This window comes from Pseudomonas sp. FW215-R2, assembly GCF_058789255.1.
This window is the reverse complement of record NZ_JBYTBO010000014.1, coordinates 160,975-184,059: the sequence shown is the minus strand read 5'-3', so window position 1 is coordinate 184,059 and position 23,085 is coordinate 160,975. Positions and strand designations below refer to the sequence as shown.

The window sequence follows — 23,085 nt, the reverse complement described above, 5'->3', positions numbered from 1 at the left end:
ATGTGAGAGTAGGTCATCGTCAAGATTAAATTCCGAAACCCCAATTGCGAAAGCAGTTGGGGTTTTGTTTTGCCCGCGGGAAAGTTCGTACGACATTCTCGGACGCCTTGCGGCTGTCCTCGCCTGCCGACAATGCTAAGGTTCAGCCCTAGCTTTTGTACTTTTCCAAAGGAAGCCTTCATGCCGGACACAGTGCGATTGGCGGCCATTTGCCGCCGGGGTGTCGGTATCTCATGAGAGGCCCTCCAGGGCGCCCCTGAAGAGCTGGACTACCTTGTGAGACTTGTTGGGTTGAGTCGCAATGGCGGCTGGTTACGGCGCTCTCTCGGCCTTGCCAGTGCTGGATGTATCGCGATGGTTTTGCAGTCAACGATGATGCCGCCAAGCTGCTAGGGGCTTGGTAACAAGAAATCGATAAGCTGTCGTTGAGACTGTCTCGAAAGATGAGGGTGGAGCTGTCTAGAAGAGATGGTGACATTATCCCAGGCAGCAAAAGCCCCTTGGTAATCACCCATGGCCAGATCATCGCGCAGGGGCGGGCTCAGGCCGTCTTCCTCATAAGCGAGTTTGAGGGAAGGCTGGAAAAAAGGGGGCTGATTCATTTTTTGCGAAGTGAACGCTAACGATGGGCGGCGAGATAGCAGAACAGTCACGCCGTCCGATCACATGTTGGGGAAATAATTCACTGCAAGAAACAGCAGGGTCGCCACGCCGGCGGCAACCCCACACACGGCGCCCAGCAACTGACGTGCAGCCGGATGTGCCGGTTGGCGACGATTGGCAATCCACAACCATACCCCCGCCAGAACGCTCGCGCTTGTGATGAACACCACCAGACTGCGATCCAGGTTGGGTGTCGCCATCGTCGTACCAATGACCCCGTCGTATATCAGCGTGAACACAATACCGGTTACCACGCTACTTCCGGCGCCAGCAAGGTTGCCAAGTAACAAGTTCCACTCACCCCGTTGCTTCACCACCCACCACCAGGTTCCGGCCATCACCATCAAGCACAGCAAAGCATCCATGGGTTTATTCCCGAGTGCGTGATAACTGAGGCGGTTGATAGGCCTCCAGCGAGAGTGGACGGCAAGATATCAAAATAGTAGCTTCGCGCCACTTTCTTCATCTGCGTAACGGACTACACTTGCCTGGCGTTTCTTCTGTCTCGCGCCTGCTCGGCGCTTTCCTTCTCGCCATCGTAATGGCTCCGGCGCTTGCCGCCGAAACCCCGGAGGCCGCCTGGAAGGGATACCTCTCCGATTGTGAACGTTTTCAGCAAGTGTTGAACAACGTTCAAAGCGGGACAATTACTGCCAGGGATGCGATGTTCCGCGTCGATAGCTTGATGCGACCTGTTTTCGTCCATCGCGAGCACCTCACCCACGCGAGCCTTGCCTCTTCCGATTATGCCCGTTGCGAAAACGTCATTGCCCAAGCAACCGAGATCTGGAACAACGAACATAACGTCCAGGACAAAGAGATTCTGCAGCAAGCCTTAAAGGCTGAGGCCGAACATTTGGAGTCCCCGGAATACAAGCGCGCCCGTGCTCTGGGCTTTAGTGACGTCGGCAAACTCGGCAAACTCCATGAGATCGCCGAGGATTCGGAAACGGATGGCGAAGCGTTACTGAAGACATTGATGATCACGGTCGACTGGGGTTGCGGCCGACATTTTCGTGCCGTGCGATACGACAAACCCTATGTGATCTACACCGCCTATCCCGATGAGGGCAGCTGCGCAATCTATAGAGAGGTTGCGGTGCTGGGCGGAGCAATGGTGGAGAGGGGCGATACCATCGATCGGGACGCGATTTTTCAATACGTTGGATGGAAGAAACTGGAAGGGGCAGGTGGGTTCCCCATCGACATTCAAGTGGTAAAAGTGCGCAAGTAATCCGAGGGGCTGTTCCTTCAGATCGCGTGTCTGATTACAGAATGTCCTTCAAATAACCCTTGAGCGCGAGGAGCGGCTGATCCAGTTGTTCCAGCGACTGTGCCTGACTGAGGTCGGTCGACAACTTGTGCAGTTCCCGCCCCAGCGGTTTCTCGAAGCCACCCAGCGCATCCATCGCCAGCGCCAGGCACTCGTTCATCTTGAACTGGATCGTCTCGACATCACCCCGGCGCACCAGCAATTCGAATACGTCTTTCTGATAGTCGCCCATGACCATGTCATCCCGCAGAATCGGGCTCAGGCCTTCTTCCTCGTACGCGAGTTTGAGGGAGAACAGGGCGACGGTTTCCAGTGACGTTTCCATGCAGTGAATCCTTTGAGGTGTCCTGTTGTTGTTACAGGGAAGATCAAAAGATCGCAGCCTTCGGCGGCTCCGACAACAGCAGCCACTTTCCGGCAGGCGAAAAAAAAGGCCTTGCAAAGCAAGACCTTTCTTAATTTTGGTGCCCCGAGGGAGACTCGAACTCCCACTCCTTTCGAAAACGGATTTTGAATCCGCCGCGTCTACCAATTCCGCCATCAGGGCTCAATGGCGGCGAAGTATAGAGAGGTACCTACCGTTGGTCAATCACGTTTCATGGTCAATTTTCGATATTTCCGCTAGACTTTCCGGCCCTGCTAGACGAACTCCATCATGCGCGTTGCTGACTTTACCTTCGAGCTTCCTGATTCGCTGATCGCCCGCCACCCTTTGGCCGAGCGTCGCGGTAGTCGCCTGTTGACCCTGGATGGTGTCAGCGGCGCCCTGGCACACCGTCAATTCACTGATCTGCTTGAGCATTTGCGCCCGGGCGATCTGATGGTGTTCAACAATACCCGGGTGATTCCGGCACGGCTGTTCGGTCAGAAGGCGTCTGGCGGCAAGCTGGAAATCCTCATCGAGCGAGTGCTCGACACGCACCGCGTGCTGGCCCATGTGCGCTCCAGCAAGTCACCCAAGCCGGGTTCGAAGATCCTCATCGACGGTGGAGGCGAAGCCGAAATGCTGGCTCGCCACGATGCCCTGTTCGAGTTGAGTTTCGCTGAAGAAGTGCTGCCGCTCCTCGACCGCGTCGGGCACATGCCGCTGCCGCCTTATATCGACCGCCCGGACGAAGGCTCGGATCGTGAGCGTTATCAGACCGTGTACGCCGAGAAGCTCGGCGCGGTGGCAGCGCCGACCGCCGGGCTGCACTTCGACCAGACGCTGATGGAAGCGATCGCCGCCAAGGGTGTCGAGACCGCGTTCGTTACGTTGCACGTCGGTGCGGGTACGTTCCAGCCGGTGCGTGTCGAAAAGCTCGAAGATCACCACATGCACAGCGAATGGCTGGAAGTCGGCCAGGACGTGGTCGATGCAGTCGCTGCCTGCCGTGCGCGTGGCGGTCGGGTGATTGCCGTGGGCACCACCAGCGTACGTTCGCTGGAGAGCGCCGCTCGTGATGGCGTGCTCAAGCCGTTCAGTGGCGACACCGATATCTTTATCTTCCCGGGCCGGCCGTTCCATGTGGTCGACGCCCTGGTCACCAATTTCCATTTGCCCGAATCCACGTTGTTGATGCTGGTTTCGGCGTTCGCCGGCTATCCGGAAACCATGGCTGCCTACAAGGCCGCCGTCGAAAACGAATACCGCTTTTTCAGCTACGGTGATGCGATGTTCATCACCCGTAACCCCGCACCTACTGCCCCTAAAGAAACAGGCCCCGAGGAAACAGAATGAGTCGCCAATGCCGCATGTCCTTCGAGCTCCTGGCCACCGACGGCAAGGCTCGTCGTGGTCGCCTGACCTTCCCCCGTGGCACCGTCGAGACCCCGGCCTTCATGCCGGTTGGCACCTACGGCACGGTCAAGGGCATGTTGCCGCGTGACATCGTCGCCACGGGCGCTGAGATCATTCTGGGCAACACCTTCCACCTGTGGCTGCGTCCTGGTACTGAAGTGATCAAGGAACACGGCGACCTGCACGATTTCATGCAGTGGAAAGGCCCGATCCTCACCGATTCCGGCGGCTTCCAGGTGTTCAGCCTCGGCGCCATGCGCAAGATCAAGGAGGAGGGCGTGACCTTCTCCTCCCCGGTCGACGGCTCGAAAGTGTTCATGGGTCCGGAAGAGTCGATGCAGGTCCAGCGTGATCTGGGCTCGGACATCGTGATGATCTTCGACGAATGCACCCCGTACCCGGCCGACGAAGACGTTGCCCGTGTTTCCATGGAGCTGTCGTTGCGCTGGGCCCAGCGTTCGAAGAATGCCCATGGCGACAACACGGCGGCGTTGTTCGGTATCGTTCAGGGCGGCATGCACCAGGACCTGCGCATGCGTTCTCTGGAAGGCCTGGACAAGATCGGCTTCGACGGTCTGGCCATCGGCGGCCTGTCGGTGGGCGAGCCCAAGCACGAAATGATCAAGGTGCTGGATTATCTGCCGGGCATGATGCCGGCTGACAAACCTCGTTACCTTATGGGCGTTGGCAAACCGGAAGATCTGGTTGAGGGTGTGCGCCGCGGTGTGGACATGTTCGATTGCGTGATGCCAACCCGTAATGCCCGCAATGGGCATCTGTTCATTGATACTGGCGTGCTGAAGATCCGTAACGCGTTCCATCGCCATGATGATTCGCCGCTGGATCCGACCTGCGATTGCTATACCTGCCAGAACTTCTCGCGCGCTTATCTGCATCATCTGGACAAGTGCGGCGAAATGCTCGGCAGCATGCTCAATACCATCCACAATTTGCGCCATTATCAGGTGCTGATGGCTGGTTTGCGCGAGGCTATTCAACAGGGTACATTGGCCGCCTTTGTCGATGCCTTCTACGCCAAACGCGGGCTTCCCGTTCCGCCTTTGGACTGAGTTTTCTGACCCCAAGATTCAACATTTGCAACTGGAGTGCTAAATGAGCTTTTTTATCTCTAATGCCATGGCTGACGCGGCTGCACCGGCAGCAGCCGGCCCAATGGGTGGCGGCTTCGAGTGGATTTTCCTGGTTGGCTTCCTGGTCATCTTCTACCTGATGATCTGGCGTCCACAGGCCAAGCGCGCCAAAGAGCAGAAAAACCTGCTGAGCAGCCTGGCGAAGGGTGACGAAGTGGTTACCACCGGCGGCATCGCCGGCAAGATCACCAAAGTGGCCGACGACTTCGTGGTTCTGGAAGTTTCCGACACCGTGGAAATGAAGTTCCAGAAGGGCGCCATCGCCGCCACGCTGCCAAAAGGCACGCTGAAAGCGATCTAAGTTTCAACTTCTACTCAATCGACGGGGCGCGCAAGGCGCCCCGCGTCATAACGGGCGGCGTGATGCTGAACAAATATCCTCTGTGGAAATACATTCTGATCCTGGCGGTGCTGGCGATCGGTCTGATTTATTCCGCTCCCAATCTATACCCCGATGACCCGGCCATTCAGATCAGCGGCGCCAGCACGGCCCTGCAGGTCAATCAGGCCGACCTGGATCGCGTGAGCACCGCGCTCAAGGAATCCGGGATCAACGTCAAGGCCTCGAGCCTGGCTGCAAACGGCAAGGGCGGTCTGATCCGTCTGACCAAGGCTGAAGACCAGCTGCCGGCCAAGGACGTTGTGCGCAAGGCATTGGGTGATGACTACGTCGTCGCGCTGAACCTGGCACAGACCACCCCGCAATGGCTGCGCAGCGTGGCCGCGCACCCGATGAAGCTGGGTCTGGACTTGTCCGGTGGTGTGCACTTCCTGCTGGAAGTGGACATGGAAAAAGCCCTCGATGCACGCCTGAAAGTCTATGAAGGCGACGTCAAGAGCCTGCTGCGTAAAGAAAAACTGCGCTATCGCAGCCTGCCGCAACTGGGCGGTGCCATTCAGTTGGGCTTCAGCGATGAAGACTCCCGCGAACAGGCCCGTGTGCTGATCCGCAAGAACTTCAACGATTTCGACATTGTTCCGGCCGACCTCAATGGTCAACCGGTGCTGCGTCTGGCGATGACCCCGGCCAAGCTGGCGGAAATCCGTGAATACTCCATCAAGCAGAACTTGACCACGGTACGTAACCGCGTCAACGAGCTGGGTGTTGCCGAACCGATCGTCCAGCGTCAGGGTGCCAACCGTATCGTGGTTGAGCTGCCGGGCGTACAGGACACTGCCGAAGCCAAGCGTATCCTCGGCAAGACGGCCAACCTCGAGTTCCGCCTGGCCGCCGAGCCGGGTGCTTCGAAAGCCACTTCCGAGACGTTCGAGTTCCGCGAAGGCAAGCGTCCTCCTGCACAGATCGAGCGTGGCCTGATCATCACCGGTGACCAGGTGACTGACGCCAAGGCCGGCTTCGGTGAGCACGGCACCCCTGAAGTGAACATCCGTCTGGATGGCCACGGTGGCGAACTGATGAGCCGCGCGACCCGCAGCAACGTCGGTCGCAGCATGGCGGTGATCTTCATCGAACAGCGTCCGGTGACCACGTACACCAAGCAAATGGTCGACGGCGTCGAGAAAGACGTTGCCGTACAGACGTTCAAGGAAGAGAAGAAGATCATCAGCCTGGCGACCATTCAGTCGCCGCTGGGTGCGCAATTCCGTATCACCGGCCTGAACGGCCAGGGCGAGTCGTCCGAATTGGCGCTGCTGCTGCGTGCCGGTGGTCTGGCCGCTCCGATGTACTTCGCTGAAGAACGAACCATCGGCCCTAGCCTGGGTGCGGACAACATCACCAAGGGTATCGATGCATCGCTGTGGGGCATGCTGTTCGTCTCGCTGTTCATCATCGCCATCTACCGCTTCTTCGGCCTGATCGCCACCGTCGCGCTGGCGGTGAACATGGTGCTGCTGCTGGCACTGATGTCGCTGCTGGGTGCCACGCTGACCCTGCCGGGTATCGCCGGTATCGTGTTGACCATGGGTATGGCGGTCGACGCCAACGTGCTGATCTTCTCGCGGATCCGTGAAGAGATCGCCGCCGGCATGACCGTGCAGCGTGCAATCAACGAAGGCTTCGGTCGGGCATTCACTGCGATTCTCGACGCCAACCTGACCACATTGCTGGTCGGCGGCATTCTCTTCGCCATGGGCACCGGCCCGGTGAAGGGCTTCGCAGTAACCATGTCCCTCGGGGTTCTGACTTCGATGTTCACGGCCATCATGGTCACCCGCGCGATGGTCAACCTGATCTTCGGCGGTCGTGACTTCAAGAAGTTGTGGATTTAAGGGGCTGCCATGTTACGTACAATCAACTTCATGGGCGTCCGCAACTTCGCGTTCGGCGTCACAGTGTTCCTGACCTTGCTGGCTGTTTTCAGCGTATTCCACAAGGGCATGAACTGGGGTCTGGACTTCACCGGCGGTACGCTCATCGAGCTGACCTACGAGCGTCCGGCCGATGTCACCAAGGTGCGTGATCAGCTGACCACCGCCGGCTATCACGAAGCTATCGTGCAGAACTTCGGTGCTACCACCGATCTGCTGGTGCGCATGCCGGGTGAAGATCCGCAGTTGGGTCATCAGGTAGCGCAAGCGCTGCAGAAGGTCGGTGGCGACAACCCGGCGACGGTCAAGCGCGTCGAGTTCGTCGGCCCGCAGGTCGGTGAAGAGCTGCGTGACCAGGGTGGCCTCGGCATGCTGCTGGCACTCGGCGGCATCCTGATCTACCTGGCTTTCCGCTTTCAGTGGAAATTCGCGGTCGGCGCCATCGTTTCGCTGATTCACGACGTGATCGTGACCGTCGGTATCCTGTCGTTCTTCCAGATCACCTTCGATCTGACGGTGCTGGCGGCAGTACTGGCGATCATCGGCTACTCGCTGAACGACACCATCGTCGTATTCGACCGGGTGCGTGAGAACTTCCGCGTACTGCGCAAGGCTACGCTGATCGAGAACATCAACATCTCGACCACCCAGACCCTGTTGCGGACCATCGCGACTTCGGTTTCCACCTTGCTGGCAATCGCGGCGCTGCTGTTCTTCGGCGGTGACAACCTGTACGGCTTCTCCCTGGCGCTGCTGGTGGGTGTTCTGGCGGGTACCTATTCGTCGATCTACATCGCCAACGTGGTGCTGATCTGGCTGAACCTGTCTACCGAAGACCTGATTCCTCCGGCCAACACCGAGAAGGAAGTCGACGACCGTCCTTGAGGCTCTGCTTCCATAGCATTCTCCCGGTGGTACTAGACAAAAAAGACGCGAGTTGAACTCGCGTCTTTTTTTTTGCTCCAAGGCTGGGAGAAGCGCGGGCTTGTCCCGCATGTGATGGTCAGGAGGTTCATGTGAACAAGTCGTTACTGGTTGGTGCGGTATTGGGTGCTGTCGGTGTGACTGCCGGGGGTGCTGTTGCCACCTACAGCCTGGTTAAAAGCGGCCCTGAGTATGCGCAAGTGTTGGCCGTCGAACCGGTCAAGACACAGATCAAGACTCCACGTGAAGTGTGCAAGGATGTCGCTGTGACCCGGCAGGCGCCGGTCAAGGATCAACACCAGATTCTCGGTACCGCCATCGGTGCCGTGGCAGGTGGTTTGCTGGGTAATCAGATCGGCGGCGGCACCGGCAAGAAGATTGCCACGGTGGCCGGTGCGGTCGGTGGCGGTTATGCCGGCAACAAGGTGCAGGAAGGCATGCAGAATCGCGATACCTACACCACCACGCAGACTCGCTGTAATACGGTGAATGACATCAGCGACAAGGTCGTAGGCTATGACGTTCGTTACTCGCTGGACGGCAAGGAAGGCAAAGTGCGGATGGATCGTGATCCGGGCAACCAGATTCCGGTCGACAAGGAAGGCAAGCTGATCCTGTCTCAGGCGCAGCCGGGGCAGTGATCTGCTGAAAGCTGATAAGAAAGCACCCTTCGGGGTGCTTTTTTATGTCTGCGATTTGAGCGAGAAATGCAGGGGGATCGAATTAGAGGCATAAAAAAAGCACCCCGAAGGGTGCTTTTTTGGGTTTCGCGAAAAGCTTAGCGCTTCAGCGAAGCCGGCAGGTGCGGCTGGATCGCCGTCAGAACTGCCTTGAAGCATTTGGTGTTGCCGGCAACGACGTGGCCTTTTTCAAGGAAGTCGTGACCGCCGGTGAAATCGCTCACCAGGCCGCCTGCTTCCTGAATCAGCAGGGCGCCAGCAGCCATGTCCCACTCGGACAGGCCCGACTCCCAGAACGCGTCGAAACGACCGGCGGCCACGTAAGCCAGGTCCAGGCTCGCCGAGCCGGCGCGGCGGATGCCGGCAGTCTGGCCAACCAGGGCGCGGAACATGCCCAGGTAGTTGTCGAGGTTGTCCATCTGGTCGTCACGGAACGGGAAACCGGTGCCGAGCAGAGCGCCGTCCAGGCTGGTGCGACCGCTGACACGCAGGCGACGACCGTTCAGTTGAGCGCCGCGACCACGGCTGGCAGTGAATTCTTCCTGGCGAACCGGATCCAGAACAACGGCGTGTTCCAGGCGACCACGGTATTTGCAGGCAATGCTGACAGCGAAGTGAGGAATGCCGCGCAGGAAGTTGGTGGTGCCGTCCAGTGGGTCAATGATCCACAGGTATTCTTCGCCTTCGATGCCGTTACCGGCGTGCATGCCGGTCTCTTCACCCATGATCGAGTGATTCGGGTAAGCCTTGCGCAGAGCATCGATGATTTTCTGTTCGGCGGCGCGATCAACCTCGGATACATAATCCTTGGCGTCTTTTTCGTCGACCTTGATGGTATCCAGGCGCTCGATGGAGCGGAAGATCAGTTCACTGGCGCTGCGGGCGGCGCGCAGCGCGATATTCAGCATGGGCTGCATGGATGTGTCACCTAAGGTTGTTAAAGAAAGCCGCGCATTCTATCAGAACTTTTCTTCAGGTGAAGGTCGCTGTTCGCTTTCATAGCTTAACGGTAGGCTGTTCTGTAAGATTTGCACCCCTTTGCCGAGTCCGAGAGCGCCCGCCGTGCTGCAAAATATTCGTGTCGTCCTGGTCAATACCAGCCATCCGGGAAACATCGGCGGGACCGCGCGCGCCATGAAAAACATGGGCCTGTCGCGGTTGGTGCTGGTTGACCCGCGAGTCTTCCCGCATCACGAAGCCGACGCTCGCGCCTCTGGTGCCGGTGACATCCTTGAAAACGCACAAGTCGTCGCCACCTTGGAAGACGCCCTGGTCGGCTGCAATCTGGTGCTCGGCACCAGTGCCCGCGACCGGCGCATTCCCTGGCCATTGCTGGACCCGCGCGAGTGCGGAACCAAAGTGGTCGAGGAGGCCGGGCAGGGCGCGGAAATCGCACTGGTGTTCGGTCGTGAAGATTCCGGCCTGACCAATGACGAGCTGCAGCGATGTCACTATCACGTGCACATTCCCTCCGATCCTGAATTCAGTTCGCTGAACCTCGGGGCGGCGGTGCAGGTGTTGAGTTATGAAGTGCGCATGGCCTGGCTGGCCGCACAAGGTCAGCCGACCAAGATCGAGAAGGAAGAAGTGGCCTCCGTGAAAAGCGCCGAGCTGGCGACCATGGATGAGCTGGAGCGATTCTACGAGCACCTGGAACAGACCCTGGTGGCCATCGAATTCCTCGATCCGGAAAAACCGCGGCACTTGATGGCGCGCCTGCGCCGGTTGTACGGACGCAGCTCGGTCAGCCGGGCGGAAATGAATATTTTGCGTGGCATCCTCACGGAAACCCAGAAAGCGGCCCGTGGCGAGCTCCTTAAACGGAAGGATTAATGATGTTCGAGCGTTTGCGTGAAGATATCCAGAGCGTATTCCACCGAGACCCGGCGGCGCGTAACGCTTTTGAAGTCCTGACCTGCTACCCCGGCATGCATGCAATCTGGATTCATCGACTGGCCGGCATGCTCTGGCGCAATGATCTGAAATGGCTGGCGCGGCTGGTGTCGAACTTCGGTCGCTGGTTGACCGGTATTGAGATTCATCCGGGCGCCAAGGTCGGTCGTCGCTTCTTCATCGACCATGGCATGGGCATCGTGATTGGCGAAACCGCTGAAATCGGCGATGACGTCACCATCTATCAGGGTGTGACCCTTGGCGGCACCAGCTGGAACAAGGGCAAGCGTCACCCGACGCTGGGTGATGGCGTAGTCGTGGGGGCTGGCGCGAAAGTGCTTGGCCCGTTCACGGTCGGTGCCGGTGCCAAGGTTGGCTCCAATGCCGTAGTGACCAAGGAAGTGCCGCCAGGTGCCACGGTGGTGGGCATCCCGGGCCGGATCATCGTCAAGTCCGATGATGAAGCCGACGCCAAGCGTAAAGCGATGGCCGAGAAGATCGGTTTTGATGCTTACGGTGTGAGCGAAGACATGCCGGACCCGGTGGCGCGTGCCATTGGTCAACTGCTGGATCACCTTCAGGCGGTGGATGGCCGTCTGGAAGGGATGTGCGGTGCGTTGAAGGATCTGGGCAGCAATTATTGTGCGAAAGATCTGCCTGAATTGCGTGAAGAAGACTTCGCCTGCGTCAAAGGCAAGGACGAATCCAAGCTCCACTGACGTCCCGGCAGGGGCTGCTGCTGACCGGTGTGCCATTAAGCCGCAGACCCTGCTATCATTCGCGCGCTCTTTTGCGGGTAAACCCGACTAAAGCACTAGGTCTTATAGTTGACTTAAATGCTCGGGAATTGCATACTCCCGTCCATTCCGAACTCCGTGGTAATTGTCCATGCGACTGACTACAAAAGGCCGATACGCCGTGACCGCCATGCTTGATCTGGCGTTGCACGCGCAACACGGGCCGGTGTCCCTGGCCGATATCTCCGAGCGCCAAGGCATCTCCCTGTCCTATCTCGAACAGCTGTTCGCCAAGCTGCGCCGCAGTAACCTGGTTTCCAGTGTTCGCGGTCCGGGCGGTGGCTACCAGTTGTCCCGCGACATGCAGGGCATCCAGGTCGCTCAGGTGATCGATGCGGTGAACGAATCGGTCGATGCAACAAAATGCCAGGGCCAAGGCGATTGCCATTCCGGCGACACCTGCCTGACCCATCACCTGTGGTGCGACCTGAGCCTGCAGATTCACGAATTTCTCAGCGGTATCAGCTTGGCCGACCTCGTAACTCGCCGTGAGGTGCAGGAAGTGGCCCAGCGTCAGGATCAGCGTCGTTGCAATGGCAAGGCGCCGCGCCTGGACAAGATTGAAGCGTCCGCCGTCGAATGACAGCCAGAGAGCTAGCGGCACGCCAGCCAGCCTGATTTAGGAGATAGTCCATGAAATTGCCGATTTACCTTGATTACTCTGCGACCACCCCGGTCGATCCGCGCGTTGCGCAAAAAATGAGTGAATGCCTGCTGGTCGACGGAAACTTCGGTAACCCGGCGTCCCGTTCCCACGTGTTCGGCTGGAAGGCCGAAGAGTCCGTCGAAAACGCTCGTCGTCAGGTGGCCGATCTGGTCAATGCCGACCCGCGTGAAATCGTCTGGACCTCCGGTGCCACCGAGTCCGACAACCTGGCAATCAAGGGTGCGGCACATTTCTACGCCTCCAAGGGCAAGCACCTGATCACCTCCAAGATCGAGCACAAGGCGGTCCTCGACACCATGCGCCAACTGGAGCGCGAAGGTTTCGAAGTGACCTACCTCGATCCGACCGAAGACGGTCTGATCACGCCTGCCATGATCGAAGCTGCACTGCGTGAAGACACCATCCTGGTGTCGGTAATGCACGTGAACAACGAAATCGGCACCGTCAACGACATCGCCGCCATCGGCGAACTGCTTCGTTCGAAAGGCATCCTGTTCCACGTCGACGCCGCTCAGTCCACCGGCAAGGTCGAGATCGACCTGCAGAAGCTGAAAGTCGACATGATGTCGTTCTCTGCCCACAAGACCTACGGCCCTAAAGGCATCGGTGCGCTGTACGTGAGCCGCAAGCCGCGTGTGCGCATCGAAGCGACCATGCACGGTGGCGGTCACGAACGTGGCATGCGTTCCGGCACCCTGGCGACCCACCAGATCGTCGGCATGGGCGAAGCGTTCCGTGTGGCCAAGGAAGACATGGCTGCCGAAAACGTCCGCATCAAGGCGTTGAGCGACCGCTTCTACAAGCAGGTCGAACACCTGGAAGAGCTGTACGTCAACGGCAGCCTGACCGCCCGCGTTCCGCACAACCTGAACCTGAGCTTCAACTACGTTGAAGGCGAGTCGCTGATCATGGCGCTCAAGGATCTGGCGGTTTCGTCCGGTTCGGCCTGCACCTCGGCGTCGCTTGAGCCTTCGTACGTACTGCGCGCCCTGGGCCGCAACGACGAACTGGCACACAGCTCGATCCGTTTCACCTTCGGCCGTTTCACCACCGAAGAAGAAATCGACTACGCCGCGCAGAAAGTCTGCGAGGCCGTTACCAAGCTGCGCGCTCTGTCGCCGCTGTGGGACATGTACAAAGACGGCGTCGATATCTCGAAGATCGAGTGGGCGGCACACTAAATATAGAAGCCGCCGGATACAGATCCTGTAGCGACGCGGCGGTTTACGCAGCGCAGTTGCAGGGTCTCAAGAGCGGCCCTGATGAGTGAGGATTGAGAATCATGGCTTACAGCGAAAAGGTCATCGACCACTACGAAAACCCGCGTAACGTCGGCAAGATGAATGCCGAAGACCCGGATGTCGGCACCGGCATGGTCGGCGCCCCGGCATGCGGCGACGTGATGCGTCTGCAGATCAAGGTCAACGATCAGGGCGTTATCGAAGACGCCAAGTTCAAGACTTACGGCTGCGGTTCGGCTATCGCCTCCAGCTCCCTCGCCACCGAGTGGATGAAGGGCAAGACCCTGGACGAAGCTGAAACCATCAAGAACACCCAGCTGGCCGAAGAACTGGCCCTGCCGCCAGTGAAAATCCACTGCTCGGTACTCGCTGAAGACGCCATCAAGGCGGCTGTTCGCGATTACAAGCAGAAGAAAGGCTTGATCTAAGCATTGGGCGACGAGTAAGGAGTCAACGATGGCTATCAGCATGACAGAAGCGGCTGCTCGACACGTGCGACGCTCCCTCGACGGGCGCGGCAAGGGTGAAGGGATTCGTCTGGGTGTTCGCACCACGGGCTGTTCCGGCCTTGCCTACGTGCTGGAGTTTGTCGACGAGGTGGTTGCAGAAGATCAGGTGTTCGAAAGTCACGGCGAAAAAGTGATTATCGACCCGAAAAGCCTGGCTTACCTCGACGGCACCGAGCTCGATTTCGTCAAGGAAGGGTTGAACGAAGGCTTCAAGTTCAACAACCCCAACGTGCGCGGTGAATGTGGCTGCGGCGAAAGCTTCAACATCTGAGGCTTGTCGTGGGTATTCCTTGTCATTTCGCTTTATTCGAGCTGCAACCGGGCTTTCGTCTGGATCTCGAACAGTTGGCCACGCGCTATCGCGAGCTGGCGCGCGGCGTTCACCCTGACCGCTTCGCCGACGCTTCCGAGCGAGAGCAGCGCTCCGCTCTCGAGCAGTCCGCGCGGCTCAACGACGCCTATCAGACGCTCAAGAGTCCGGCCCAGCGCGCACGTTACCTGCTGACCATCAGCGGGCATGAAGTGCCGATGGAAGTGACGGTCCACGATCCCGAGTTTCTTCTGCAGCAGATGCAATGGCGCGAAGAACTCGAAGATCTGCAGGACAGTGCCGACCTGGACGGTGTCGCGACCTTCAAGCGTCGCCTGAAAACCGCCCAGGACGAGCTGAACGAAAGCTTCGCAGCCTGTTGGGATGATGCAGCGCAACGCGAGCAGGCTGAACGCCTGATGCGACGCATGCAGTTCCTCGACAAGCTCACCTACGAAGTGCGCCAGTTAGAAGAGCGCCTCGACGATTAACCCAGTGCCGCTCCGGTCGCACGCCTGATATACAGATAAGTCCTGATCACGATGGCCCTACTGCAGATCGCCGAACCCGGCCAAAGTCCTCAACCGCACCAGCGTCGTCTGGCTGTGGGGATCGACTTGGGCACTACCAATTCGCTGGTCGCTGCGTTGCGCAGTGGTCTTTCCGAGCCGCTGGCCGACGCCGAAGGGCGGGTCATCCTGCCTTCTGCCGTGCGCTATCACGCCGATCGCGTCGAAGTCGGCGAGTCGGCCAAGCTGGCCGCGTCCTCCGATCCCCTGAATACCGTGCTGTCGGTCAAGCGCCTGATGGGCCGTGGTCTGTCCGACGTCAAGCAATTGGGCGATCAACTGCCGTACCGCTTTGTCGGCGGCGAATCGCACATGCCGTTCATCGACACCGTGCAGGGTCCGAAAAGCCCGGTCGAAGTGTCCGCCGATATCCTCAAGGTGTTGCGTCAGCGCGCCGAGGCGACCCTTGGTGGTGAGCTGGTGGGTGCGGTGATCACCGTTCCGGCGTATTTCGACGATGCTCAGCGTCAGGCTACCAAGGATGCGGCGAAGCTCGCCGGTCTGAACGTGCTGCGTCTGCTCAACGAGCCGACGGCGGCGGCGGTGGCGTACGGTCTGGACCAGCATGCCGAAGGCCTGGTCGCGATTTATGACCTGGGTGGCGGCACTTTCGATATTTCGATTCTGCGTCTGACCGGCGGTGTCTTCGAAGTCCTGGCAACCGGCGGCGACAGCGCGCTGGGTGGCGATGACTTCGATCACGCGATTGCCGGCTGGATCATCGAGAGCGCCGGTTTGTCCGCCGACCTCGATCCGGGCGCACAGCGCAGCCTGCTGCAAACCGCTTGCGCCGCCAAAGAAGCCCTGACGGATGCCGACAGTGTTGAAGTGGCCTACGGCGACTGGAAAGCACAACTGACCCGCGAAGCTTTCGATGTACTGATCGAACCAATGGTCGCCCGCAGCCTGAAAGCCTGCCGTCGCGCCGTCCGCGACTCCGGCGTCGAGCTGGAAGACGTACACGCCGTGGTCATGGTGGGTGGTTCGACTCGCGTTCCACGTGTTCGCGAAGCCGTCGCCGAAGCCTTCGGTCGTCAGCCGCTGACCGAAATCGACCCGGATCAAGTGGTGGCCATCGGTGCCGCGATCCAGGCCGATACGCTGGCCGGCAACAAGCGCGATGGCGGCGAACTGCTGCTGCTCGACGTGATCCCGTTGTCCCTTGGGCTGGAAACCATGGGCGGCCTGATGGAGAAGGTGATTCCGCGCAACACCACCATTCCCGTCGCTCGCGCCCAGGACTTCACCACTTATAAAGACGGCCAGTCGGCCATGGCGATCCACGTGTTGCAGGGCGAGCGTGAGTTGATCTCCGATTGTCGCTCCCTGGCTCGCTTCGAATTGCGCGGCATTCCGGCAATGGTCGCAGGCGCGGCGAAAATTCGCGTGACCTTCCAGGTCGATGCCGACGGTCTGCTCAGCGTTTCCGCCCGTGAATTGGGTTCGGGCGTTGAAGCCAGCATCCAGGTCAAGCCGTCCTATGGTTTGACCGACGGCGAAATCGCCAAGATGCTGAAAGATTCGTTCCAGCACGCCAATGACGACAAGGTCGCCCGCGTTTTGCGCGAGCAGCAGGTTGATGCCCAGCGCCTGATCGAAGCGGTGCAGGGCGCTCTGGAGGCGGATGGCGAGCGTTTGCTCGACGCCGAAGAGCGCCTGGTCATCGATCTGCAGGTGCAGGAACTGGCCGAACTGATGAAAGGTACCGATGGTTACGCCATCGAGCAGCAGACCAAGCGTCTGTCGCAAGTGACCGATGCTTTTGCTGCTCGCCGTATGGATCAGACGGTGAAGGCCGCTCTGTCGGGGCGCAATCTGAATGAAATCGAGGATATCTGATGCCGCAGGTCATTTTTCTGCCACACGAGAAGTTCTGCCCTGAAGGCATGGTTGTCGAGGCTGAGCCCGGCACATCGATTCTCGATCTGGCCCACGAACACCATATCGAGATGGAAAGCGCCTGCGGCGGCGTCTGCGCTTGCACCACTTGTCACTGCATCATTCGCGAGGGTTTCGACTCGCTGGAAGAAGCCGATGAGTTGGAGGAAGATTTCCTTGATCGTGCGTGGGGTCTGGAGGCGCAGTCGCGTCTGGCCTGTCAGGCTATCGTGGGTGAAGAAGACATCACCGTCGAAATCCCGAAATATTCGCTTAACCATGCGGCCGAAGCGCCGCACTGACTGGTAAGACTGTCATGAGCTACGGTTGGAATGATGTTCAACGTATTGCAGAAGAGCTGGCCGAAGCCAAGCCGGATGTCGATCCGCTCTCTGTCAATTTCGTCGACCTGCAGCGATGGATCATGGAACTGCCTGATTTCGACAACACCTCTGGCCGTGTCGGCGAGAAAGTGTTGGAAGCGGTCCAGGCCCTCTGGATCGAAGAAGTAGACTGATCGTCCTTGCAGGTTAGGCAATACCCAAGAACCCGCGTATAATTCGCGGGTTTAATTTTTCGCAAATTACCGTTTCTGGAGTTACACCATGGCTGTTCAACGTACTTTCTCCATCATCAAGCCTGACGCTGTTGCAAAAAACGTCATCGGCGAGATCACCACTCGTTTCGAAAAAGCAGGCCTGCGCGTTGTAGCTTCGAAACTGAAGCAACTGTCCAAAGCCGAAGCTGAAGGCTTCTACGCTGAGCACAGCGCTCGTGGTTTCTTCGGCGACCTGGTTGCCTTCATGATCTCCGGTCCTGTTGTTGTTCAGGTTCTGGAAGGCGAAAACGCTATCGCTCTGAACCGTGAGCTGATGGGCGCTACCAACCCTAAAGAAGCTGCTGCCGGCACCATCCGTGCTGACTTCGCTGATTCCATCGACGCCAACGCTGTACACGGTTCGGACTCCGAAGCCGCTGCTGCTCGTGAAATCTCGTACTTCTTCGCAGCTACTGAAGTAACCACTCGCTAAGCATTGGCTTAAAGAGTGAAGGTGAATCCATGACTACATCGACTGTTAAAACCAACCTGCTGGGTCTGACCCAGCCGGAAATGGAAAAATTCTTCGACTCAATCGGGGAGAAGCGTTTCCGTGCCGGTCAGGTAATGAAATGGATTCACCACTTTGGCGTGGATGATTTCGACGCCATGACGAACGTCAGCAAGGCCTTGCGCGACAAGCTCAAGGCTATTGCTGAAGTCCGTGGTCCCGAAGTGGTCAGCGAGGACATCTCCAGCGACGGCACTCGTAAGTGGGTGGTGCGCGTGGCGTCCGGCAGCTGTGTCGAGACCGTTTACATTCCCCAGGGCAAACGCGGCACTCTGTGCGTTTCGTCCCAGGCAGGCTGTGCCCTGGACTGCAGTTTCTGCTCCACCGGCAAGCAAGGCTTCAACAGCAACCTCACCGCCGCCGAAGTCATCGGTCAGGTGTGGATTGCCAACAAATCCTTCGGCAGTGTTCCGGCTACCATCGACCGCGCCATCACCAACGTGGTGATGATGGGCATGGGCGAACCGCTGCTGAACTTCGACAACGTCGTGGCCGCCATGCATCTGATGATGGATGACCTGGGCTACGGGATCTCCAAGCGCCGCGTGACCCTGTCCACGTCGGGTGTGGTGCCGATGATCGATGAGCTGGCCAAGCACATCGACGTATCCCTGGCGTTGTCCCTGCACGCACCGAATGACGCATTGCGTAACCAATTGGTGCCGATCAACAAGAAATATCCGCTTAAGATGCTGCTCGAGTCGTGCCAGCGCTACATGTCCGAACTGGGCGAGAAGCGCGTGCTGACCATCGAGTACACCTTGCTCAAGGACGTCAACGACAAGCTTGAGCACGCCGTGGAAATGATCGAGCTGCTCAAGGATATTCCCTGCAAGATCAACCTGATTCCGTTCAACCCGTTCCCGCATTCCGGGTACGAGCGGCCGAGCAACAACGCCATCCGCCGGTTCCAGGATCAGCTTCACCAGGCAGGCTATAACGTGACCGTGCGCACCACCCGTGGTGAAGACATCGACGCGGCTTGCGGTCAATTGGTAGGGCAGGTGCTGGATCGCACCCGTCGCAGCGAACGTTACATCGCCGTGCGCGAATTGAGCGCCGACAGCGATCTGGCACAGAACGCCGCGAACACTAACTAAGAGAGGATCTCTATGTCCCTGCGCTTTGCGCTGCTGTTGCTGTTGGCCAGCCTGTGTGCTGGCTGTGTCCTGTCGGGCGATTACAACCCGATGAAGACCAGCAAGGGCCGCGATGAAGCGCGGGCTGCCTACGTGCAGCTGGGACTGGGATACTTGCAGCAAGGCATGACCGAACGGGCCAAGGTGCCGTTGAAAAAGGCCCTCGAGCTGGACAGTTCGGATCCTGACGCCAACGCGGCCCTCGGGCTGGTTTTCCAGTCCGAGATGGAGCCTGCACTGGCGGATGAGCACTTTCGCAAGGCACTGTCCTCCCGTCCCGCCGATGCCCGCATCCTCAACAATTACGGCAGTTTTCTCTACGAAGAAAAGCGTTACAAGGAAGCCTACGAGCGTTTTGAACAGGCCGCCGCCGATACCCTGTATCCTGAGCGTTCGCGCGTGTTCGAGAACCTCGGCATGACGGCGTCCAAGCTTGGTCAGCGTGATCTGGCCCAGCAGCAACTGGAAAAAGCATTGCGTTTGAACCGTCAGCAACCACGGGCATTGCTGGAAATGGCTGAGTTGTCATTCGAAGACAGGCATTATGTGCCCGCGCGTGACTATTACGATCGTTTCAGCCAGCTGTCCGAGCAAAATGCACGTAGTCTGTTGCTCGCGGTTCGGTTGGCAAAAGTGTTTGAAGATCGCGACAAGGCCGCCAGTGCGGGCCTGCAATTAAAACGACTCTATCCCGGTACGCCGGAATATCAGCAATACCTGTCGGAGCAATGATGAAAGCGGCGCATCCCGAAGTTGTAGCAGCGAATCGCGTTAACCCCGGTGAGACCTTGCGCCAGGCCCGCGAAAGCAATGGCTGGTCGCTGGCCGAAGTGGCCCTCAAGCTCAACCTCACCGTGACTTCCCTGACCAACCTCGAAGCCGGTGCGTTCGACAAGCTGCCGGGGCATACCTTCGCTCGCGGTTACATTCGCGCCTATGCCAAATTGCTCGGCATGGATCAGGCGGTCCTGGTCCAGCAGTTCGACCAGTCCACCGGCACCGACTCCCAGGGCAGCAACGTCCACGCCCTGGGTCGGATCGAAGAGCCGGTCCGGGTTTCCCACACCATTTTGCGGATCGTCAGCCTGTTGCTGCTGATTGCGGTCATCGGCGGCGGTTTCGTCTGGTGGCAGGATCAGACCTCGCTGCGGACCAAGGATCTGACCACGCTGGCGCCTGAGCACGTCGAAGTAGAAGGCGCTGACGGCACTACCCAGATTCACCCGCTGGACGAGCCGGAAGACCAGGCCGTCGCGGAAGGCGAAGCCGAGGGCTCAACCGCCCTGGCACTGCCACAAGCGGAAACCGCCGCCGAGTCGACGGGTGCCGAGGCTGCTGCTCCAGCAACAGCTCCGGTGACGCCTGCTCCAGTCGTAACCGCTCCTGCTCCGGTTCACACGCCAGCTCCGGTGGTGGCTGCTCCTGCCGTGCCTGCGCCAAACGTTCCGGCTACACCAGCACCTGTCGTCACGGCTCCTGTCGCTCCGACCGCTGTTGTTCCAGCACCCGCGCCAGTTGCCCCGGCAGCTCCGGTTGCCGGCCAGGGCCAGGTTCAACTGCAATTCACCGCCGATTGCTGGGCTCAGGTCACTGACGGCAGCGGCAAAGTGTTGTTCAGCGGTCTCAAGCACAAGGGCGACAGCGTCTCCGTGGCTGGCAAGCCACCGCTGGCTGTTCGTCTGGGCGTTGCCCGGGCCGCGCAGGTCAGCTACAACGGCCAACCGGTCGATATCGCTCCGTTCACCAGTGGCGAGACTGCTCGCCTGAAGTTGGGTCAATAAGTCATGCACGGCGAATCTCCAATCAAACGTCGCGAATCACGCAAGATCTGGGTCGGTAACGTGCCTGTCGGCGGCGATGCGCCTATCGCTGTGCAGAGCATGACCAACAGCGACACCAATGACGTCGCTGCCACCGTCGCCCAGATCAATCGCCTTGAAGCCGCCGGTGTCGACATCGTGCGGGTTTCGGTGCCGGACATGGACGCCGCCGAGGCATTCGGCAAGATCAAGCAACTGGTCAAGGTGCCGTTGGTTGCTGACATCCACTTCGACTACCGCATCGCTTTGCGCGTGGCTGAGTTGGGTGTCGATTGCCTGCGGATCAACCCGGGCAACATCGGTCGTGAAGACCGTGTGCGTGCGGTGGTCGATGCCGCCCGTGACCGCGGGATTCCGATCCGCATCGGCGTCAACGCCGGTTCCCTGGAAAAGGACCTGCAAAAGAAATACGGCGAACCGACCCCGGCCGCGCTGGTCGAGTCGGCACTGCGTCACGTCGAGCACCTCGAACGCCTGAATTTTCAGGACTTCAAGGTCAGCGTGAAGGCTTCCGACGTGTTCATGGCCGTCGAAGCCTATCGTTTGCTGGCCAAGGAAATCGTCCAGCCGCTGCACCTGGGCATCACTGAAGCCGGTGGATTGCGCTCCGGTACAGTGAAATCCGCCGTGGGCCTAGGTATGCTGCTCGCCGAGGGGATTGGCGATACTATCCGCATCTCGCTGGCGGCCGATCCGGTCGAGGAAGTGAAGGTCGGTTACGACATTCTCAAGTCTTTGCATCTGCGTTCCCGTGGCATCAACTTCATCGCCTGCCCGAGCTGCTCGCGGCAGAACTTCGATGTGGTCAAGACCATGAACGAGCTGGAAGGGCGCCTTGAAGACCTGCTGGTGCCTCTGGATGTCGCGGTGATCGGTTGCGTGGTCAACGGCCCCGGCGAAGCCAAGGAAGCCCATATCGGCTTGACTGGCGGCACGCCAAACTTGATTTACATCGACGGCAAGCCGTCGCAGAAACTGACGAATGACAATCTGGTGGACGAGCTCGAAAGGCTGATCCGCGAGAAAGCGGCCGAGAAGGTCGAAGCTGACGCAGCGGTTATCGCGCGCGGCTGATCGAACGAATTAAGGAATTTCTGTGAGCAAGTCTCTGCAAGCCATTCGTGGCATGAACGACATCCTGCCGGAACAGACGCCGGTATGGCGCTACTTCGAAGGTACTGTTTCGCGTTTGCTGGATAACTACGGTTACAAGCAGATCCGCATGCCGATCGTCGAGTTCACCGAGCTGTTCAAGCGCTCGATCGGTGAAGTGACCGACATCGTCGAAAAAGAGATGTACACCTTCGACGACCGCAACGGCGACTCCCTGACCCTGCGTCCGGAAGGCACGGCAGCGTGCGTGCGTGCAGTGCTCGAGCACGGCATCACCGGCGGTGGCCAGGTGCAGAAACTCTGGTACATCGGCCCGATGTTCCGTCACGAGCGTCCGCAGAAAGGCCGTTATCGCCAGTTCCACCAGATCGGTCTGGAAGTCTTCAATCTCGACGGTCCGGACATCGACGCCGAACTGATCGTGCTGACCTGGCGCCTGTGGGGCGAGCTGGGTATCCGCGATGCGGTCAAGCTTGAACTCAACAGCCTGGGCACCAGCGAGTCCCGTGGCCGTTATCGTGAAGCGCTGGTCGAGTATCTCTCGGCGCACCACGACAAACTGGACGAAGACAGCCAGCGTCGCCTGAAGACCAACCCACTGCGCGTGCTCGACACCAAGAACGCCGACACGCAGGCGGTACTGGTCGATGCGCCGAAGATGGCCGACTACCTGGATGATGAATCCCGTGCCCACTTCGAAGGCCTGAAGGCCCGTCTGGATGCCGTCGGCATTCCTTACGTGCTCAACCCGAAACTGGTACGCGGCCTCGATTACTACAGCAAAACCGTATTCGAATGGGTCACCGACAAGCTCGGCGCCCAGGGCACCGTGTGCGCGGGCGGCCGTTATGACGGTCTGGTCGAGCAGATGGGCGGCAAGCCAACCCCGGGTGTCGGTTTCGCCATGGGGATCGAGCGTCTGGTGTTGCTGCTGGAAACCCTGGAGCAGATTCCGGAAGAAATCTCCCGTCAGGTGGACGTCTATCTCTGCGCCTTCGGCGAAGCAGCAGAGCTGGCCGGTCTGGCTCTGGCCGAGCGTGTACGCGACCAACTGCCCAACCTGCGCCTGCAAGTCAATGCCGGCGCCGGCAGCTTCAAGAGCCAGTTCAAGAAAGCCGACAAGAGCGGTGCGCTGTACGCACTGATCCTCGGTGACGACGAAATGGCCCAGCAAGTGGTAGGTTTCAAACCCCTGCGTGGCCAGGGCGAACAACAAAGCATTGCCTGGGATGCGCTCGCTGCACACCTGGCCACCTGCGTCGTGCAGGGTTGAAGCTGTCTAAACAGCCGATTTAGCG

General features: G+C 59.2%; 26 protein-coding genes and 1 tRNA gene. 23 read left to right on the top strand and 4 right to left on the bottom strand.

Annotated elements, in window-relative coordinates; genetic code table 11:
* Positions 1–662: 662 nt before the first annotated feature.
* Positions 663–1,028 (bottom strand): hypothetical protein, encoded by a 366-nt coding sequence (locus tag AC3WRD_RS20125; protein ID WP_102620828.1) that lies wholly within the window; start codon positions 1,026–1,028, stop codon positions 663–665.
* 119 nt (positions 1,029–1,147) lie between these two features.
* Between AC3WRD_RS20125 and AC3WRD_RS20120 the strand changes: the two genes are divergently transcribed.
* Positions 1,148–1,897, top strand: a complete 750-nt coding sequence (locus AC3WRD_RS20120) for a hypothetical protein (RefSeq protein WP_102620827.1) — start codon at positions 1,148–1,150, stop codon at positions 1,895–1,897.
* Between the two features lie 34 nt (positions 1,898–1,931).
* Here AC3WRD_RS20120 and AC3WRD_RS20115 read toward each other — a convergent pair whose 3' ends face one another.
* Both AC3WRD_RS20115 and AC3WRD_RS20110 read right to left on the bottom strand, forming a co-directional pair.
* Complete coding sequence (locus AC3WRD_RS20115) at positions 1,932–2,261, bottom strand: hypothetical protein (protein ID WP_096823087.1); 330 nt, start codon at positions 2,259–2,261, stop codon at positions 1,932–1,934.
* A 137-nt stretch (positions 2,262–2,398) separates the two neighbouring features.
* Positions 2,399–2,483, bottom strand: a tRNA-Leu gene (locus tag AC3WRD_RS20110).
* Positions 2,484–2,591: 108 nt separating this feature from the next.
* On the opposite strand from AC3WRD_RS20110, the gene queA reads away from it, so the two are divergent.
* The 6 genes from queA to AC3WRD_RS20080 all read left to right on the top strand — a co-directional run bounded on the left by queA (position 2,592) and on the right by AC3WRD_RS20080 (position 8,703).
* Complete coding sequence (gene queA, locus AC3WRD_RS20105) at positions 2,592–3,656, top strand: tRNA preQ1(34) S-adenosylmethionine ribosyltransferase-isomerase QueA (RefSeq protein ID WP_102620826.1); 1,065 nt, start codon at positions 2,592–2,594, stop codon at positions 3,654–3,656.
* A 14-nt stretch (positions 3,657–3,670) separates the two neighbouring features.
* Positions 3,671–4,786 (top strand): tRNA guanosine(34) transglycosylase Tgt, encoded by a 1,116-nt coding sequence (tgt, locus tag AC3WRD_RS20100; protein WP_173861352.1) that lies wholly within the window; start codon positions 3,671–3,673, stop codon positions 4,784–4,786.
* Between the two features lie 43 nt (positions 4,787–4,829).
* Positions 4,830–5,168, top strand: coding sequence for a preprotein translocase subunit YajC (gene yajC, locus AC3WRD_RS20095; RefSeq protein ID WP_003227923.1), 339 nt, complete (start codon positions 4,830–4,832; stop codon positions 5,166–5,168).
* Positions 5,169–5,230: 62 nt separating this feature from the next.
* A complete protein-coding gene (secD, locus tag AC3WRD_RS20090) occupies positions 5,231–7,099 on the top strand; it encodes a protein translocase subunit SecD (protein WP_096818611.1) in 1,869 nt (622 codons plus the stop codon).
* Positions 7,100–7,108: 9 nt separating this feature from the next.
* Positions 7,109–8,023 (top strand): protein translocase subunit SecF, encoded by a 915-nt coding sequence (gene secF, locus AC3WRD_RS20085; RefSeq protein ID WP_102620824.1) that lies wholly within the window; start codon positions 7,109–7,111, stop codon positions 8,021–8,023.
* Between the two features lie 131 nt (positions 8,024–8,154).
* Positions 8,155–8,703 carry a glycine zipper 2TM domain-containing protein gene (locus tag AC3WRD_RS20080; protein ID WP_085709392.1) on the top strand — a complete coding sequence of 183 codons (549 nt, stop codon included), beginning with the start codon at positions 8,155–8,157 and terminating at the stop codon, positions 8,701–8,703.
* Positions 8,704–8,840: 137 nt separating this feature from the next.
* Here the strand turns inward: AC3WRD_RS20080 and suhB are convergent, their stop codons facing one another.
* Positions 8,841–9,659: a type III secretion system regulator SuhB gene (gene suhB, locus AC3WRD_RS20075; RefSeq protein WP_007903571.1), complete on the bottom strand. Its 819-nt coding sequence runs from the start codon at positions 9,657–9,659 to the stop codon at positions 8,841–8,843.
* A gap of 145 nt (positions 9,660–9,804) precedes the next feature.
* On the opposite strand from suhB, the gene trmJ reads away from it, so the two are divergent.
* The 16 genes from trmJ (at position 9,805) to hisS (ending at position 23,060) form a co-directional block, all read left to right on the top strand.
* Positions 9,805–10,575 (top strand): tRNA (cytosine(32)/uridine(32)-2'-O)-methyltransferase TrmJ, encoded by a 771-nt coding sequence (gene trmJ, locus AC3WRD_RS20070; RefSeq protein WP_007956692.1) that lies wholly within the window; start codon positions 9,805–9,807, stop codon positions 10,573–10,575.
* Between the two features lie 2 nt (positions 10,576–10,577).
* Positions 10,578–11,354 (top strand): serine O-acetyltransferase, encoded by a 777-nt coding sequence (gene cysE, locus AC3WRD_RS20065; protein ID WP_007956691.1) that lies wholly within the window; start codon positions 10,578–10,580, stop codon positions 11,352–11,354.
* A gap of 169 nt (positions 11,355–11,523) precedes the next feature.
* Positions 11,524–12,015 carry a Fe-S cluster assembly transcriptional regulator IscR gene (gene iscR / locus AC3WRD_RS20060; RefSeq protein ID WP_007956690.1) on the top strand — a complete coding sequence of 164 codons (492 nt, stop codon included), beginning with the start codon at positions 11,524–11,526 and terminating at the stop codon, positions 12,013–12,015.
* A gap of 50 nt (positions 12,016–12,065) precedes the next feature.
* Positions 12,066–13,280, top strand: a complete 1,215-nt coding sequence (locus AC3WRD_RS20055) for an IscS subfamily cysteine desulfurase (protein WP_007956689.1) — start codon at positions 12,066–12,068, stop codon at positions 13,278–13,280.
* 101 nt (positions 13,281–13,381) lie between these two features.
* Entirely contained in the window at positions 13,382–13,768 is a 387-nt protein-coding gene (gene iscU / locus AC3WRD_RS20050) for a Fe-S cluster assembly scaffold IscU (RefSeq protein WP_003227907.1), read from the top strand.
* Positions 13,769–13,796: 28 nt separating this feature from the next.
* Positions 13,797–14,120: an iron-sulfur cluster assembly protein IscA gene (gene iscA, locus AC3WRD_RS20045; protein ID WP_003227904.1), complete on the top strand. Its 324-nt coding sequence runs from the start codon at positions 13,797–13,799 to the stop codon at positions 14,118–14,120.
* Between the two features lie 8 nt (positions 14,121–14,128).
* On the top strand, positions 14,129–14,650 hold the full coding sequence (gene hscB, locus AC3WRD_RS20040; protein ID WP_102620823.1) for a co-chaperone HscB: 522 nt from the start codon (positions 14,129–14,131) through the stop codon (positions 14,648–14,650).
* 51 nt (positions 14,651–14,701) lie between these two features.
* Positions 14,702–16,567 carry a Fe-S protein assembly chaperone HscA gene (gene hscA, locus AC3WRD_RS20035; protein ID WP_102620822.1) on the top strand — a complete coding sequence of 622 codons (1,866 nt, stop codon included), beginning with the start codon at positions 14,702–14,704 and terminating at the stop codon, positions 16,565–16,567.
* Positions 16,567–16,908 carry an ISC system 2Fe-2S type ferredoxin gene (gene fdx / locus AC3WRD_RS20030; protein ID WP_003227897.1) on the top strand — a complete coding sequence of 114 codons (342 nt, stop codon included), beginning with the start codon at positions 16,567–16,569 and terminating at the stop codon, positions 16,906–16,908. The genes hscA and fdx overlap by 1 nt, the downstream gene beginning before the upstream one ends.
* A 14-nt stretch (positions 16,909–16,922) precedes the next feature.
* Positions 16,923–17,123, top strand: coding sequence for a Fe-S cluster assembly protein IscX (gene iscX, locus AC3WRD_RS20025; protein ID WP_027619659.1), 201 nt, complete (start codon positions 16,923–16,925; stop codon positions 17,121–17,123).
* An 88-nt stretch (positions 17,124–17,211) separates the two neighbouring features.
* Entirely contained in the window at positions 17,212–17,637 is a 426-nt protein-coding gene (gene ndk, locus AC3WRD_RS20020; protein ID WP_007916882.1) for a nucleoside-diphosphate kinase, read from the top strand.
* A 29-nt stretch (positions 17,638–17,666) separates the two neighbouring features.
* Positions 17,667–18,815, top strand: coding sequence for a dual-specificity RNA methyltransferase RlmN (gene rlmN, locus AC3WRD_RS20015; protein WP_096818602.1), 1,149 nt, complete (start codon positions 17,667–17,669; stop codon positions 18,813–18,815).
* Between the two features lie 12 nt (positions 18,816–18,827).
* On the top strand, positions 18,828–19,586 hold the full coding sequence (pilW, locus tag AC3WRD_RS20010; protein WP_096818600.1) for a type IV pilus biogenesis/stability protein PilW: 759 nt from the start codon (positions 18,828–18,830) through the stop codon (positions 19,584–19,586).
* The gene (locus AC3WRD_RS20005) at positions 19,586–20,635 is read left to right on the top strand and encodes a RodZ domain-containing protein (protein WP_102620821.1); all 1,050 of its coding nucleotides are present in this window, start codon (positions 19,586–19,588) and stop codon (positions 20,633–20,635) included. Before pilW ends, AC3WRD_RS20005 begins: the two co-directional genes overlap by 1 nt.
* A 3-nt stretch (positions 20,636–20,638) precedes the next feature.
* Positions 20,639–21,748, top strand: a complete 1,110-nt coding sequence (ispG, locus tag AC3WRD_RS20000; protein ID WP_020795607.1) for a flavodoxin-dependent (E)-4-hydroxy-3-methylbut-2-enyl-diphosphate synthase — start codon at positions 20,639–20,641, stop codon at positions 21,746–21,748.
* A 22-nt stretch (positions 21,749–21,770) separates the two neighbouring features.
* On the top strand, positions 21,771–23,060 hold the full coding sequence (gene hisS, locus AC3WRD_RS19995) for a histidine--tRNA ligase (protein ID WP_096818596.1): 1,290 nt from the start codon (positions 21,771–21,773) through the stop codon (positions 23,058–23,060).
* Positions 23,061–23,085: the final 25 nt, after the last annotated feature.

Bases quoted from the DNA above. Each gene is read 5' to 3' on its own strand.
- fdx (WP_003227897.1), top strand. From the start codon at position 16,567: ATGCCGCAGGTCATTTTTCTGCCACACGAGAAGTTCTGCCCTGAAGGC.
- AC3WRD_RS20055 (WP_007956689.1), top strand. From the start codon at position 12,066: ATGAAATTGCCGATTTACCTTGATTACTCTGCGACCACCCCGGTCGAT.
- tgt (WP_173861352.1), top strand. From the start codon at position 3,671: ATGTCCTTCGAGCTCCTGGCCACCGACGGCAAGGCTCGTCGTGGTCGC.
- AC3WRD_RS20125 (WP_102620828.1), bottom strand. From the start codon at position 1,028: ATGGATGCTTTGCTGTGCTTGATGGTGATGGCCGGAACCTGGTGGTGG.
- ndk (WP_007916882.1), top strand. From the start codon at position 17,212: ATGGCTGTTCAACGTACTTTCTCCATCATCAAGCCTGACGCTGTTGCA.
- iscU (WP_003227907.1), top strand. From the start codon at position 13,382: ATGGCTTACAGCGAAAAGGTCATCGACCACTACGAAAACCCGCGTAAC.
- queA (WP_102620826.1), top strand. From the start codon at position 2,592: ATGCGCGTTGCTGACTTTACCTTCGAGCTTCCTGATTCGCTGATCGCC.
- cysE (WP_007956691.1), top strand. From the start codon at position 10,578: ATGTTCGAGCGTTTGCGTGAAGATATCCAGAGCGTATTCCACCGAGAC.
- secF (WP_102620824.1), top strand. From the start codon at position 7,109: ATGTTACGTACAATCAACTTCATGGGCGTCCGCAACTTCGCGTTCGGC.
- rlmN (WP_096818602.1), top strand. From the start codon at position 17,667: ATGACTACATCGACTGTTAAAACCAACCTGCTGGGTCTGACCCAGCCG.
- iscA (WP_003227904.1), top strand. From the start codon at position 13,797: ATGGCTATCAGCATGACAGAAGCGGCTGCTCGACACGTGCGACGCTCC.
- iscX (WP_027619659.1), top strand. From the start codon at position 16,923: ATGAGCTACGGTTGGAATGATGTTCAACGTATTGCAGAAGAGCTGGCC.
- yajC (WP_003227923.1), top strand. From the start codon at position 4,830: ATGAGCTTTTTTATCTCTAATGCCATGGCTGACGCGGCTGCACCGGCA.
- iscR (WP_007956690.1), top strand. From the start codon at position 11,524: ATGCGACTGACTACAAAAGGCCGATACGCCGTGACCGCCATGCTTGAT.
- AC3WRD_RS20115 (WP_096823087.1), bottom strand. From the start codon at position 2,261: ATGGAAACGTCACTGGAAACCGTCGCCCTGTTCTCCCTCAAACTCGCG.
- secD (WP_096818611.1), top strand. From the start codon at position 5,231: ATGCTGAACAAATATCCTCTGTGGAAATACATTCTGATCCTGGCGGTG.
- AC3WRD_RS20005 (WP_102620821.1), top strand. From the start codon at position 19,586: ATGAAAGCGGCGCATCCCGAAGTTGTAGCAGCGAATCGCGTTAACCCC.
- pilW (WP_096818600.1), top strand. From the start codon at position 18,828: ATGTCCCTGCGCTTTGCGCTGCTGTTGCTGTTGGCCAGCCTGTGTGCT.
- suhB (WP_007903571.1), bottom strand. From the start codon at position 9,659: ATGCAGCCCATGCTGAATATCGCGCTGCGCGCCGCCCGCAGCGCCAGT.
- hscA (WP_102620822.1), top strand. From the start codon at position 14,702: ATGGCCCTACTGCAGATCGCCGAACCCGGCCAAAGTCCTCAACCGCAC.
- ispG (WP_020795607.1), top strand. From the start codon at position 20,639: ATGCACGGCGAATCTCCAATCAAACGTCGCGAATCACGCAAGATCTGG.